This window comes from Microbacterium sp. (genome assembly GCF_049661145.1).
In the GTDB taxonomy this organism is placed as follows: Bacteria; Actinomycetota; Actinomycetes; order Actinomycetales; family Microbacteriaceae; genus Microbacterium.
Genome location: NZ_JBASZT010000353.1, coordinates 1 through 13,837, shown reverse-complemented (window position 1 = coordinate 13,837; position 13,837 = coordinate 1). Strand labels below are relative to the sequence as shown.

At 69.8% G+C, this 13,837-nt stretch carries 12 protein-coding genes; 9 read left to right on the top strand and 3 right to left on the bottom strand.

Annotated elements, in window-relative coordinates:
* A partial coding sequence (locus WBP48_RS14600; RefSeq protein WP_424441479.1) for an enterochelin esterase domain-containing protein occupies positions 1-641 on the bottom strand: 641 nt, incomplete at its 3' end.
* A 47-nt stretch (positions 642-688) separates the two neighbouring features.
* On the opposite strand from WBP48_RS14600, the gene WBP48_RS14595 reads away from it, so the two are divergent.
* From WBP48_RS14595 to WBP48_RS14555, 9 genes are all read left to right on the top strand, one after another.
* The gene (locus WBP48_RS14595) at positions 689-1,324 is read left to right on the top strand and encodes a hypothetical protein (protein WP_424441478.1); all 636 of its coding nucleotides are present in this window, start codon (positions 689-691) and stop codon (positions 1,322-1,324) included.
* Positions 1,219-2,796 (top strand): ATP-binding cassette domain-containing protein, encoded by a 1,578-nt coding sequence (locus WBP48_RS14590; RefSeq protein ID WP_424441477.1) that lies wholly within the window; start codon positions 1,219-1,221, stop codon positions 2,794-2,796. Before WBP48_RS14595 ends, WBP48_RS14590 begins: the two co-directional genes overlap by 106 nt.
* Positions 2,793-3,545, top strand: coding sequence for an energy-coupling factor transporter transmembrane component T family protein (locus tag WBP48_RS14585; RefSeq protein WP_424441476.1), 753 nt, complete (start codon positions 2,793-2,795; stop codon positions 3,543-3,545). The genes WBP48_RS14590 and WBP48_RS14585 overlap by 4 nt, the downstream gene beginning before the upstream one ends.
* 151 nt (positions 3,546-3,696) lie before the next feature.
* Complete coding sequence (locus WBP48_RS14580) at positions 3,697-5,424, top strand: ABC transporter ATP-binding protein (RefSeq protein WP_424441475.1); 1,728 nt, start codon at positions 3,697-3,699, stop codon at positions 5,422-5,424.
* The gene (locus tag WBP48_RS14575) at positions 5,421-7,490 is read left to right on the top strand and encodes an ABC transporter ATP-binding protein (RefSeq protein ID WP_424441474.1); all 2,070 of its coding nucleotides are present in this window, start codon (positions 5,421-5,423) and stop codon (positions 7,488-7,490) included. The genes WBP48_RS14580 and WBP48_RS14575 overlap by 4 nt, the downstream gene beginning before the upstream one ends.
* A complete protein-coding gene (locus tag WBP48_RS14570; protein WP_424441473.1) occupies positions 7,487-8,311 on the top strand; it encodes a sulfite exporter TauE/SafE family protein in 825 nt (274 codons plus the stop codon). Before WBP48_RS14575 ends, WBP48_RS14570 begins: the two co-directional genes overlap by 4 nt.
* A gap of 257 nt (positions 8,312-8,568) precedes the next feature.
* A complete protein-coding gene (locus tag WBP48_RS14565) occupies positions 8,569-9,018 on the top strand; it encodes an FAS1-like dehydratase domain-containing protein (RefSeq protein WP_424441472.1) in 450 nt (149 codons plus the stop codon).
* 8 nt (positions 9,019-9,026) lie between these two features.
* Positions 9,027-9,440, top strand: coding sequence for a MaoC/PaaZ C-terminal domain-containing protein (locus WBP48_RS14560; RefSeq protein ID WP_424441480.1), 414 nt, complete (start codon positions 9,027-9,029; stop codon positions 9,438-9,440).
* Positions 9,441-9,463: 23 nt separating this feature from the next.
* Positions 9,464-10,600, top strand: coding sequence for a UDP-N-acetylmuramate dehydrogenase (locus WBP48_RS14555; protein WP_424441471.1), 1,137 nt, complete (start codon positions 9,464-9,466; stop codon positions 10,598-10,600).
* Between the two features lie 231 nt (positions 10,601-10,831).
* Here the strand turns inward: WBP48_RS14555 and WBP48_RS14550 are convergent, their stop codons facing one another.
* A complete protein-coding gene (locus WBP48_RS14550) occupies positions 10,832-12,031 on the bottom strand; it encodes a pyridoxal phosphate-dependent aminotransferase (RefSeq protein WP_424441470.1) in 1,200 nt (399 codons plus the stop codon).
* A 157-nt stretch (positions 12,032-12,188) separates the two neighbouring features.
* On the bottom strand, positions 12,189-13,837 hold a 1,649-nt coding region (locus WBP48_RS14545; protein ID WP_424441469.1), incomplete at its 5' end, for an alkaline phosphatase family protein.

The following is a 13,837-nucleotide window of genomic DNA, read 5'->3' as shown; positions in this document are numbered from 1 at the left end:
GCCGCATAGTCCGGGATGCGCAGGCCGCCGCTCGCGGTGACGGCCTTGCTCGGAATGCGTTCGCGCGCGAAGGGGTCGGCCTGGGCGCCGCGCGCGAAATCCATGAGCGCCCGCGTGTCCACTCGGGCGTGCAGTGTCGGCGCCACGCGGTAGGGCATGACGGCGAAGAGGTAGCTGCCCTGCCAGGTATCGGGCACCCGGAGAGTGAGTGCGTGCACGGCACTGTCGGCGATGCGCTCCAGCCGCGTGTCCTCGATGTCGAGCGGATCGGTCACGCGGTTCAGTTGCAGCACGACGCCGTGCGCCGCTTCGCCGATCCACACGAAGCTGACCCGGCACCAGCCCGGGGCGTCGGACTCGACGAGCGGGGTGCCCTCGCGTTCGAGCCGCGTCCGAAAGGCGGCAAGCAGCGCGTCGCGCTGAGCCGGGTCCGCGCCCGACAGCCCCGCCCGCAGCGCCTCGATCGCCTCGCTCTTCACGCGGGGCAACGGCCACCTGCGGACGGCGTGGGGCGGAGTCGAACGGGCGAAACGGACGGCCATCTGCTCGCGGCTCAGGCCACCGAGAGATCCACCTGGCCGAAGACGCTCCCGGAGCACCGCGGCGGCGAGCCGGACTCGCGTCGCCCCCGAAAACGTCATTAGGTTATCCTAACAACGCACGTATGAGGTCTGCAGAAGGGATGCGCATGAGCTCGACCCCCGCGCCCCCACGCCGGGCTTTTCTCGGGTTCACCACCCGGTCGCTGCTGATCTGCGTTGTGCTCGGCGCCGCCACCATCGCCCTCGTGCACCTGGCGCGCGTCGTCGGGGTGCTGTTCTTCGGCATTGCGCCCTGGCTCGGCCGGCCCTCGGCGCTCATCCCGTACTTCGTGCTGCTGATCGTGGCCGCGATCCTCGTGCCACACGCCGGTTCCGCCCTGCTGGCATCGCTCGTCGCGACCGTCGGCGGCGTCGGCACGATGGCGCTGATGGCGGGCCTGATGGTCGAGATCGCGTTCCTGATCGCCCGTGCCGTGCAGCGCAGGCGCCGCGGCGAGCTCGCACCTCCCGACGATCGCAGTTGGCTGTGGTGGTCGATCGTCGCGGGCTGGCTGGTCGGCCTGAACAGCTTCGCGCTGCTGTTCACCTTCCAGGAGTTCCTCGCATTGCCTGCTGGGCTGATGCTGGCCGGGCTGGGCGTGCGCCTTGCGGCCGGGCTCGTCTACGGGTGGCTCGGGTGGCTCATCGTGCGCGGACTGCTGCGCGCCGGGTTCGACCCGATCGGAACGCGGAAGGGGCGCCGCCTCACCGCCGAAGAGGCAGCGTCCGGGAGCGCAAGCTGAATCCTGCGATCACGGTCCGCGGCCTGAACGTCGAGTTCGAGGGTCGCGGACGAGTACTCGACAGGATCGATCTGGAACTCTCTCGGGGCGGGTACACCTGGATCGCCGGCCCGACGGGGTCGGGCAAGAGCACTCTCGCCCTCGCGCTGATCGGTGCGCTCTTCGAGGCGACGAGTGCGATCGGCAGCGGCGACGTCATCGTCGACGGGCAGGACGTCTTCGCGATGCCGGTGGCCGAGCGCGCCCGCGCCGTCGCAGCCGTGTGGCAGCGTCCGGGCGTCCAGCTGTTCCGAGCGAGCGTCATCGACGAGGTACGTGCTCCACTGGACTACCGGCGCGTGCCGCCCGACGAGGGGACACGGCGTGCGCGCGCGATGCTGGACCTCGTCGGCCTCGGCGGGATCGACGAGCGTCGTGACCCGATGACCCTGTCCGGCGGGGAGCAGCAGCGGTTGGCGCTGGCGGCGGCGCTCGCTCAGCACACCCCCGTGCTCGTCCTCGACGAGGCCACCAGTGCGCTCGACGCCGCCGCATCCCGCCGCTTCGGCGAAGCCCTCGATCGAGCCCGGGCCGAGCGTGGCGTCACCGTCGTCGCGATCGATCACCGCCCCGAGGCGCACATCGACCGTGCCGATCGAATGATCGTGCTCGATGAGGGGAGGATCCAGCGCGACGATGCCCCGGCGCGGATCTTCGCGGATGCCGAGTCGGTGAGTCGCTTCGGGCTGAGGATGCCGGGTGGATCCGACCCGACCGGGGAGTCCTCGCCGGACCCGGCATCGCTCGGCATCCCCACCGACCCCGGGCACCCGCTCCCCGCGTTGCGGCTCTCGGGAGTCGATGTCGTCGTCCGGCGCGCGCCGATCCTGCACGCGCTGGAGGTGAGCCTGCCCCTCGGCGCGGTTGCCGTTGTCACCGGGGACAACGGCGCGGGCAAGTCGACACTGCTGCGGCTGCTCGCCACCGAGCTGCACCCCGCGTCGGGAACGGTGGAGCCTCGATCGCTGACCAGGCTCAAGGCCGGCATCGGCTACGCACCGCAGCGCAGTGCGGAGCTCATGCTCACCGGGACTGTCGGGGACGAGCTCTGCACAGCGCTCACCCAGGGTTCACGCGGTCACGACCGGGCCACCCGCCGGCGCGCCGGCGACCTGCTCGCTCGCGCCGGGCTCGACGCGCACGGCCAGACTCACCCGCTCCGCCTCTCGGGTGGGCAGCGCCAGCGACTCGCCGTCGCCCTCGCCGTCGCGGGAGCTCCCGCACTGACGCTGCTCGATGAGCCGAACAGCGCGCAGGATCGCGCCGGAACCGAGCACGTGCTGCGGTTGATCGCCGACAACCGCGCGCATCGCGTCACGATCATCGCCACCCACGATCCGGGAGCGTTCGCCCCGCTCGCGACGCACCGCGTGCGGATGAGCGCCGGGCGTATCGTGTCGGCGACAGCGACCGCGCCGGTGGCGCGATCGTGACTGCCGCGCCGCAACGCGGGCGACGCCCGCCGGCCCTGCATCCTCTCGCGATCCTCGCGCTGCCTGTTCCCGCGATCGTCGCGGTGCTGTTCGCCGACGGCATCCTCCTCTCCCTTGCGCTCCTGACCGTCTGCCTCGCGCTGTCGCTCGCGAAGGGCGCTCGCTTCGCGAGCGGCGTACTCGGGGTCGTCACCGGCGGTGCCGTGCTGCTGTGGGTCGGCTTTTCGCTCGCCGCTCCCCGGGCCGGCGACACGAGCGGGCCGCTCGTCGAGGGGCTTGCGTTCTCGCCGACGATCGACGGCGCCTTCTTCGCCCTGCGCGGTGCGCTGCGCATGGTCACGGTCGTGACGCTCTACATCGTCACCGTCGCGTTCGTGAACGGGGCGGTGCTCGGTGACAGCCTCATTCAGCGCTTCGGCGCCCCTTACCGGGTGATCGACGTGCTCGGCCTCGGTGGCCGCTTCAGCGCTCTGATCCGCAGCGATGTCGCCGCCGCCCGCTCGCTGGCGCGACTCCGTGCCCGCGGAAGACCCCTGCGCGCGATGCGTCTGATGACCGGACTCACGGTGCCCGTGCTGATGGGCGCCTTCGGCCACGCCGACGAGCTCAGCATCGCCATGGAGGCGCGCGGCTTCGGATCCGAACCGCAACGCACCGTGCATAGCGCGAGGCCCCTGCGGTGGACGGACGTGATCGCCGTGCCGGTGGTCTGGGCGATCACGATCCTCGCCGCGCTCGCCTTGGCCTAATCAGAAAGTGTCCCTCCGGGACCCGCGGCTTTCACCCCCCACGCGTGGCAGCGCCACTGAATAGCCAACGCCTCCCGCGCCCGGGCCACGCGCGTGTCGGAGCCGGGAGTTAGCATGGACCGTCCCCGTCCTCGCTCAACAGGAGTCGCCCATGCTCGGAAAGCTCCTCGCGCGCTACCTCTGGACCTACAAGTGGTGGCTGCTGGGCGTCCTGGTGTTCCAGTTCGCCTCGGCGATCGCCTCGCTGTACCTGCCGCGCCTGAACGCCGACATCATCGACAACGGCGTGGCCGCCGGCGACACCGGCTACATCTGGTCGCGCGGCGTGTTCATGCTCGCGATCGCCCTCGGCCAGATCGTCGCCTCGGTCGTCGCGACCTACTTCGCCGCTCGCGCCGCCATGAGCGCGGGCCGCGACATCCGCCGCGACGTCTACGAGAAGGTCAGCGGATTCTCCGAGCGCGAGGTCTCGTCGTTCGGCGCCGGCACCCTCATCACCCGCAACACGAACGACGTGCAGCAGGTGCAGATGCTCGCGATGATGGGCGCCACGATGCTCGTCACCGCCCCGCTGCTCGCGATCGGCGGCGTCGTCATGGCGCTGCAGCAGGATGTCGGCCTCAGCTGGCTGATCGCCGTGTCGGTGCCGACGCTGCTCGTGGTCGGCGGCATCATCATCAGCAGCATGGTGCCGCTGTTCCGGGCCTATCAGACCAAGCTCGACGGCGTGAACCGCATCATGCGCGAGCAGCTGACGGGTGTCCGCGTCGTACGCGCCTTCGTCCGCGAACGCATCGAAGAGGCGCGCTTCCGCGTCGCGAACACCGACATCATGATCGTCGGGCGCAAGGTCGGCTCGCTGTTCGTGCTGGTGTTCCCCCTCGCCATGCTCGTGCTCAACGTCACCGTCGTGGGGGTGATCTGGTTCGGCGGGATCCAAGTGGATGCCGGGAATGTCCAGATCGGCACCCTTTTCGCGTTCATGCAGTACATCGGGCAGATCCTCATGGGCGTGCTGATGGCGACGTTCATGACGATCATGATCCCGCGGGCCGCCGTCTCGGCCGACCGCATCGGCGAGGTGCTCGACTCCACGGACGCCCTCCACCGGCCCGAGAACCCGATCGCGTCGTTCGGCGAGCCCGGTGCGATCGAGTTCGACGACGTGTCGTTCACCTACCCCGGTGCGGAAGCCCCCGTGCTGCAGGGGATCACCTTCCGCGCAGAACCCGGTCAGACCGTCGCGATCGTCGGATCGACCGGATCCGGCAAGACGACGCTCGTCTCGCTCATCCCGCGTCTGTTCGACGTCACCGGCGGCACGGTGCGCGTCGGCGGGGTCGACGTGCGCGAGGCCGACCTCGACGTCATGTGGCGCGGGATCGGCTACGTCCCGCAGCGCGCGTTCCTGTTCACCGGAACCGTCGCCTCCAACCTGCGGTTCGGGCGCGAGGATGCCACCGACGACGAGCTGTGGCAGGCGCTCGAGATCGCGCAGGGCCGCGACTTCGTCGCCGAAATGGACGGCGGGCTGAACGCGCGCATCGCACAGGGCGGCACGAACGTCTCGGGCGGGCAGCGTCAGCGCCTCTCTATCGCCCGCGCCATCGTCCACCGGCCCGATGTCCTGGTGTTCGACGACTCGTTCTCGGCGCTCGACGTCACGACCGACGCGAGACTGCGGCAGGCCCTGTGGCGCGAACTGCCGGGGGTGACGAAGATCGTCGTCGCGCAGCGCATCTCCACGATCACGGATGCCGACCGCATCGTCGTCCTCGACGATGGCCGCATGGTCGGCATCGGCACGCACGCCGAGCTCCTTGCCTCCAACGAGACGTACCGCGAGATCGTTCAGTCGCAGTTGGGGGTGGACGCATGAGTGCGGGGACGCCCAACGATGCGCAGCCGCAGGCGGAGCTCTCCGAGGAGGAGCGCTACGAGCTCGAGCTCGCCGAGCAGGCGCGGCTGAACTCCGGCGACTGGGACTCCGTCGCCCCCGGCAAAGCCGCCAACTTCGGGCGCAGCTTCGGCCGCATGATCGGCCTGCTCGCGCCCTACAAGTGGGCGTTCGCGTTCGTCTCGACGCTCGGCGCGATCGGCGTCGTGCTGGCCGTCATCGCGCCGAAGGTGCTGGGCGAGGCCACGAACATCCTCTTCGAGGGCGTCGTGTCGGCATCCCTCGGCGAGAACTTCCCCGCGGGCACATCTCAGGACCAGGTCGTCGAGGCGCTCAAAGCCGCCGGTCAGACCGACATCGCGAACCTGGTCGCCGCGATGCACAACTTCGAGGTCGGTGCGGGCGTCGACTTCGAGCGCCTGAAGTGGGTGCTCATCGCGGTGCTCGCGATCTACGTTGCCTCGGCCGTGCTGACGTGGGTGCAGGGCTACGTCATCAACGTCATCATGGTGCGCACGATGTGGCGGCTGCGCGAGAACGTCGAGGCGAAGATCAACCGGCTGCCGCTGTCGTACTTCGACCGCGTGCAGCGCGGCGAGCTGATCTCGCGCGTCACGAACGACATCGACAACATCACGCAGACGATGCAGCAGTCGCTCTCGACGGCGATCACGAACGTCTTGACCGTCGTCGGCGTGCTGATCATGATGTTCTCGATCTCGTGGCAGCTGGCGATCGTCGCCCTCGTCGCGCTGCCGCTCATGGGCGTCATCTTCGGCGTCATCGGCCCGAAGTCGCAGAAGGCGTTCGCGACGCAATGGCGCAAGGTCGGCCGGCTCAACGCGAGGGTCGAGGAGTCGTTCTCGGGTCACGCGCTCGTGCGGGTCTACGGTCGTGAGCAGGACTCCCGCGAGAAGTTCCAGCACGAGAACGAGGACCTCTACCAGGCCGCGTTCAAGGCGCAGTTCCTGTCGGGCCTCATGATGCCGGCGATGATGTTCATCGGGAACCTCACCTACGTCGGGATCGCGGTGCTCGGCGGACTCATGGTCGCTTCGGGGCAGTTGCGCCTCGGTGACGTGCAGGCGTTCATCCAGTACTCGCAGCAGTTCACGCAGCCGCTGAGCGAGCTCGGCGGCATGGCGGCGATCGTGCAGTCCGGCACTGCCTCGGCGGAGCGGGTCTTCGAGCTGCTCGACGAGCCGGAGCAGGATCCGGATGCCGAGGACGCGCCCGCCCTGAAGGACGGCAGCGGCGTCATCGAGTTCGAGCACGTCGCCTTCTCGTACTCACCCGACAAGCCGCTCATCCGCGACCTCTCCTTCCGTGTCGAGCCCGGCCAGACGGTTGCGATCGTCGGACCCACCGGCGCCGGCAAGACCACGCTCGTCAACCTGCTCATGCGCTTCTACGAGCTCGACGGCGGCCGCATCCTGCTCGACGGGCAGGACATCGCGCAGCTCACCCGAGACGACGTGCGCTCGCGCACCGGCATGGTGCTGCAGGACCCGTGGCTGTTCGCGGGGTCGATCCGGGAGAACATCCGTTACGGCAACGAGTCGGCATCCGACGTCGAGATCACCCAGGCAGCCGTCGCGACCCGCGTCGATCGGTTCGTGCATTCGTTGCCCGACGGGTACGACACCCTCCTCGACGAGGATGCCGCGAACGTCTCCGCCGGCGAGAAGCAGCTCATCACGATCGCGCGCGCGTTCGTCGCGGGGCCGAGCGTGCTGATCCTCGATGAGGCGACGAGCTCCGTCGACACGCGCACCGAGCTGTTGCTGCAGCACGCCATGTCGGCCCTGCGCGAGGGACGGACCTCGTTCGTCATCGCGCACCGGCTGTCGACGATCCGCGACGCCGATCTCATCCTCGTGATGGAGCACGGCGATATCGTCGAGAAGGGCACGCACGACGAGCTCATCGCGGCAGAAGGCGCGTACTGGCGGCTGTACCGTTCGCAGTTCGAGCAGGCTGCCGTCGACGATCCGAGTGCCGCGGTTAGCAATGCGGGCTCCGTCACCACCGATAGGGTCGGTGAGTGACCATTCCGGATTCGCCCGCCGACCCCACACCTTCGAGGCGCACTCCGCGCCAGATCGTGAGCTTCCTCGGTATCGGCCTCGCCGCCGGGCTGCTCTCGGGGATGTTCGGCGTCGGCGGCGGCGTGATCATCGTGCCCGCCCTGGTTCTGCTCGTGGGGATGGCGCAGAAGCGGGCTTCCAACACGTCGCTCGCTGTGATCGTGCCGGTCGCGGTCGTCGGCATCATCTCCTACGCGGTGAACGGTCACCTCGACCCGACGGCGTGGGTGCCCGGCCTCATCCTCGGAGCCGGCGGCGTCATCGGGTCGCTCATCGGCGCGAAGCTGCTGCCGCGCGTGCCCGTTCCGGCGCTCCAACTGGGCTTCGCTGCGCTCCTCGTCGTGGCGATCGTGAGTCTGTTCCTGGTCGTGCCCTCCCGCGGCGAGCCGTTCCCGCTCGGCGTCTGGTCCGCCCTCGGCCTGATCGTCCTGGGTTTGGCGGTAGGGATCCTCTCCAAGCTCCTCGGCGTGGGCGGCGGCATCATCATCGTCCCAGCGCTGCTGCTGATCTTCGGCGTCAGCGACCTGCTCGCCCGTGCGACCAGCCTGATCGCGATGGTCCCGACGGCCGTCGCCGGAACGATCGACTCGGTCCGCAGCGGCAAGGCCGACTTCGTCGGCGCTGCGCTGCTGGCCTGCGGCGCGATCCTGACGCCACCGCTGGGCGCGTGGTTGGCGCAGGCCGTCGACCCGTTCACGGGCAACGTCCTGTTCGCGATCTTCCTCGCGGCGATCGCCGTGCAGCTCACGGTGCGCGGCCTGAAGGGCCTGCGGCGGTCGTAGCGCCTGGCGCGGCGCGCTGACCGCGGCATCCGCTCGCGCCGACTTGCCGACTTTGGTCGTGTGGCCGCGGTTGAAGCGACCAAAGAATGCAAGTGGTTTCCGCGGGTTGCCACGCGTGGGCGCCGACTTGCCGGGTTTGGTCGTCTAGCACGGGTTGATGCGACCAAAGCTTGCAAGTCGGGTGCGCGGGCCGTCTGCGGGCCGACCCCGTGCCGCCCGACCCGGCTGCCCGGCCGCGCGCTCGGTAGGATCGAGGGGTGTCCGTGAACCCTGACCTCATCGGGCGGTCCTTCCCCGCGACCGCGCCGTACCTCGTCGGCCGCGAGAAGGTGCGCGAGTTCGCGCGCGCCGTCTTCGCAGATTCCCCGCAGCATCTCGACCCCGCCGCGGCGCGGGCGCTGGGGTATGCCGATGTGGTCGCCCCGCCGACGTTCGCCATGGTCGTCCAGGACCTCACGCTGCAGCAGCTGCTCGCCGAGCCCGACTCGGGCATCGCGCTCGAGCGCACGGTGCATGCCGAGCAGCGCTTCCGCTACACGCGCCCGATCGTCGCGGGCGACGAGCTGACGGCGCAGCTGCAGATCACGAACGTCCGCCCGTTCGGCCAGGGTGCGATGGTCACGAGCGAAGCCGAGATCACGGATGCCGATGGCGCGCACGTCGTGACCGCGACCTCCGTGCTGCTGATCGGGGGAGAGGGAGCGTGAGCGAGCAGATCACCTCGGCATCCCTCGCCGTCGGCGACGTCGTGGCTGAGCGCACCGTGCACCTGACGCGCGAGTCCCTCGTGCGCTACGCCGGGGCCTCCGGCGACTTCAACCCGATCCACTACCGTGACGACGTCGCCGAGCGCGTCGGCCTCCCCGGCGTGCTCGCCCACGGCATGCTGACGATGGGCCTGGCCGTCGAGACCATCGTCGACTGGCTCGGCGACGCCGGCCGCATCCTCGAGTACGGCGTGCGTTTCACGCGTCCCGTCGTGGTGGATGCCGAGACCGGCGCCGACCTGACCGTCACCGCGAAGGTCGGCGCATTCGATGACGAGACGGCGCGCGTCGACCTCACCGTCGCCTTCGGTGGCACGACGGTGCTCGGCAAGGCCCAGGTGCGCGTGCGCCGCCAGCCGTGACGTCCGCCGCGATGCCCCACACGATGACCGAGATCGACCCCATCCCGCTCGCGCAGCTGACGACGCTGCGCGTCGGCGGCACGCCAGCCCGCATGATCGAAGCGCGCACGCGCGACGAGTTGATCGCCGCGCTGCGCGAGTGTTGGGCCGCCGGCGAGAACTGGTTCGTCGTGGGTGGTGGCTCGAACCTGCTCGTCGGCGACGAGCCGTTCGACGGCACGGTCGTGCTCGCGCGCACGCGCGGCATCGAGCGGCTTCCCGCGCCGTCACCCGCCCGCGTGCGACTGCGAGTCGAGGCCGGTCACGACTGGGACGACCTCGTCGCGTACGCCGTGGTCGAAGGGCTCGCCGGCATCGAGGCGATGAGCGGCATTCCGGGCAGCGCCGGAGCCGCGCCCATCCAGAACGTCGGGGCCTACGGCCAAGAGATCGTGGAGACTCTCGTCGAGGTCGAACTGCTCGACGAGGCCACCGGAGAGGTCGAGACCGTTCCGGCCGCAGACCTCGAACTGGGCTTTCGCACGTCGGTGCTCAAGCACCACTACGGTCAGGCGCCGCGGCGTCGCGGGGTCATCGTGTCGCTCACGCTCGAACTGCGCGACGTCGGGCACGGCGACGTTCCCGTCGAGGGCGCGCAGCTGCGGCAGGCGCTGCGGCTCGCACCGGATGCCGCCGTGTCGCTCCGGTGGACCCGTGACACCGTCCTGGCGACGCGCGCGGCGAAGGGCATGGTGCTCGATGACGCCGACCTCGACACCCACAGCGCGGGCTCGTTCTTCCAGAACGCGATCGTGTCGGCATCCTTCGCCCGCACGCTGCCACCGGAATGCCCGCGCTGGCCGATGGCGGTCACCGTCGATCCCGTCACGGTGATCCCGCTGGCGGCGTTCGACGGCGTCGTCCCGCCGCCGGTGTCGGTTCAGCCCGACGTCAAGGTGAGCGCGGCATGGCTCATCGAGCACGCCGGGCTCGGCAAGGGATTCCACCTGCCGCGCTCGCGCGCCGCACTGTCGAGCAAGCACGCTCTCGCCCTCACCAACCGCGGGGGCGCGACCGCCGAGGAGATCGCCGAGCTGGCGCGCTTCATCCAGCAGCGGGTGCAGAGCGAGTTCGGTCTCATCCTGCAACCCGAGCCCGTGCTCGTCGGCGTGGAGCTCTAGCCCCCGGCCCTCTTCAGCACCCCCGCGAGTCGCTACTCCCCGCGAGCCGCTACTCCCCCGCGAGCCGCTACGAAACGACCGAGCCGCTACGTTTCGACGCGTCGTTTCGTAGCGGCTCGGTCGAAAGATAGCGGCTCGCGGGTAGTGTCGGGGAGCGGATGCGGAGCCGAGCGGATGCCGAGCCCGCCGCGCCCGGCAGGGCGGGCCCGCCCGCGATGCCGGGCCGAAACGTCAGCCGAACAGGCGCTGCAGTCGCTGCACGCCCTCGAGCAGCTGGTCGTCGCCCAGCGCGTACGACAGGCGCACGTATCCGGAGGGACCGAACGCCTCGCCCGGCACGACGGCGACCTCGGCCTCGTCGAGGATGAGGTCGGCGAGTTCGAGCGAGGTGGTCACGGTCTTTCCGGCCCACTCACGGCCGAGCAGCCCCGTCACGTCGGGGTACACGTAGAACGCGCCGAGCGGGTTCGGTACCGAGACGCCGGGGATCTTCGCGAGCTCTGAGACGATGAGCTTGCGGCGTCGGTCGAAGGCGAGTCGCATCTGCTCCGCCTCGGTCTGCGGACCGGTGAGGGCGGCGAGCGCGGCGCGCTGCGCGATGTTGTTGACATTGGAGCTCAAGTGCGACTGCAGGTTGGCGGCGAGCTTGATCGCGTCGGTCGGGCCGACCATCCAACCCACGCGCCATCCCGTCATCGCGTAGGTCTTGGCGACGCCGTTCACGAGGATGGTCTGGCCGGCGAGCTCCGGCACGACCTCGACGATCGACACCGCGCGCGCGCCCTCATACACGAGGTTCTGGTAGATCTCGTCGGTGATCACCCAGATGCCGTGTTCGAGCGCCCATTGACCGATCGCCCTCGTCTCTTCGGACGTGTACACCGATCCGGTCGGATTCGACGGCGAGACGAAAACGAGTGCCGTCGTCCGGTCGGTGCGAGCCGCCTCGAGCTGGGCGACCGTGACCTTGTACTCCTGGTCGGCGCCCGCGAAGACCTCGACCGGGATGCCGTCGGCCAGCGCGATCGCCTCGGGGTAGGTCGTCCAGTACGGCGCCGGAAGCAGCACCTCGTCGCCCGGATTCACGACGGCCTGGAACGCTTGATAGACCGCCTGCTTGCCGCCGTTGGTGACGACGATCTGGGCGGGGCTGACCTCCAGGCCCGAGTCACGCACCGTCTTCGCGGCGATCGCCTCGCGGAGCACCGGCAACCCGGCCGCCGGGGTATAGCGGTAGTTCGCCGGGTCGTGCAGGGCTTCTGTCGCGGCATCCACTATGAACGACGGCGTCGCGAAGTCGGGCTCTCCCGCCGCGTATGAGATCACGGGGCGGCCTTCGGCCTTCAGCGCCTTGGCCTTGGCGTCGACCTTGAGTGTCGCCGACTCGGCGATGGCACTGAGCTTGCGGGAAAGTGGAGCGCGTTGGGTCACGCCACCAGCGTAGTCTCGGGGCGCGCCGGCGCGGGGGATGCCGAGTGGGCTGGTCGTACCCGAGTGCGCCGGTGGGAGAGCGTCCGCAACCGGTGCGCTCGTGCGCAACCGGCGCACTCGCGCGCAAGGCGCGTCGGCCGTCCGGGCGGGGCCGGCGTCAATCCCGCGTGCCGAACAGGCCCTTGCCGTAGAGCTGCAGCTCGTCGTACGCCTCGCCGTAGGTCGTCGGCATCTTCCGGTCGGGGGCGTATTTCGACAGGAGCAGGCCCAGCAGGCCCCGGGCGGGGGAGGTGAGGGGCCGCGCGCGGTGCGCGTCGACGGTTTCCGGGGCCACGGCCTCGGGGTTCGGCGGCTGCCACAGCGCGGCCGGCCGCGGCCAGGTGTACGGCTGGCGCGCATGCGTCAGGGTGACGGCGTTGTCGATCGTCGTGGCGCCCTCATCGCGGGCAGTCAGCGGTTCCAGCCCATGCTGGTGGGTGAGCGTCGCGATGACCGACCCGTGGTGCATCTCGTCGTGGATGACCGCGCCGGCCGGTGTGTACGCGCTGACGACGATCGACGGCACGCGAAGCCCGAGCCTGTCGAACGCGAAGCCCATTTCGCCAGGCCCGCTGTCGTCGGGCGGCGTCGCGGCGGGCGGGGCGACATGATCGAAGATGCCGCCGTGCTCGTCGAAGGTCACCGCCAGTGCCGTGTTCATCGCGTTCGAGCCCTCAACGGAGGAACTCGTCCGGATCGCGTCGTACACGTCCTGCAGGAGGCGGTCCCCGGCGCGAACGTCGGACTGGGCGCTCGTGTCGATCTGGATCGTGGAGCCGTCCTCGAGCGTGAGGATGCCCTCACGCAGTTCTCCCCACGGCGGATGCATGTCGTTGTTGTTGAAGATCATGCGGGGTTCGATGAACGCGTACGCGGGCAGGTCGCCGGCCTCGGCATCCGTGTAGAACTGGGTCATGTCCCGGAAGTTCGTCTTCCAGTACTTCTCCAGTGCGGGGGCATGGATGAGTCCCGTGAGCGAGACCAGCTGGGTCGGGTCGTAGTACACCCGCCAGGAGATCCCGGCCTCTTCGAGGCGGTTGAAGATCGTCGCGGATGCCGGGGCGTCCAGCCACTTCTCGTACGTTCCGTCGGTCTGGTTCACGACGAATCCGTGCGAGGTAGAGGCGTGGAAGAAGGACCGGTTGCAGTATGTCTGCGACGGCACCCCGGCGAACCAACGGTCGTAGACGGCGAACTGGCGGGCGAGGGTCGAGAACACCGGCAGCATGTCGGGAGAGAACCCGCCCATCGCCACCCGGTACTCCTCGGGCGTCGGTTCGCGGCGCATCGACGCCCGGAAGTTGACGATGTAGTCGCGGACGAACCCGTCGTTGTTCGCCGCCTTCCCCGCCGGCGGAGTGTTGAAGGGGGCGCGCAGGCCGTGCGCGGCGAGGTCTTCGTTCGACGGCGGGTCCACGACGTCGAACAGCTGGGTATTCACGTGGGGGTACGTCTCGCCAGGGTCGGGCTGCGGCTGCTGCATGATCGAGTCGGTCGCCCCGGTGTAGAGATGCGCGCTGATGCGAGTGCCGTCCGGCGCGGTGTTCGCGTAGTCGCCCTGCGCGATGCCGTCGAACTCCACGGCTGTCTTCTCGTCGGCGGAGTACACCCGCCCGAGCACATTGTCGAAGCTTCGGTTCTCGAACATCAGCACGACGAGGTGGTCGAACCCCGGTTCGGCGCGCTCGAGCAGCAGCGCGAACTCCGGTGGGTGGGCCGGCCCCGGAGCGCCGCTGCCGCTGGTCGCGATCCCGGCCCCGACCGCCC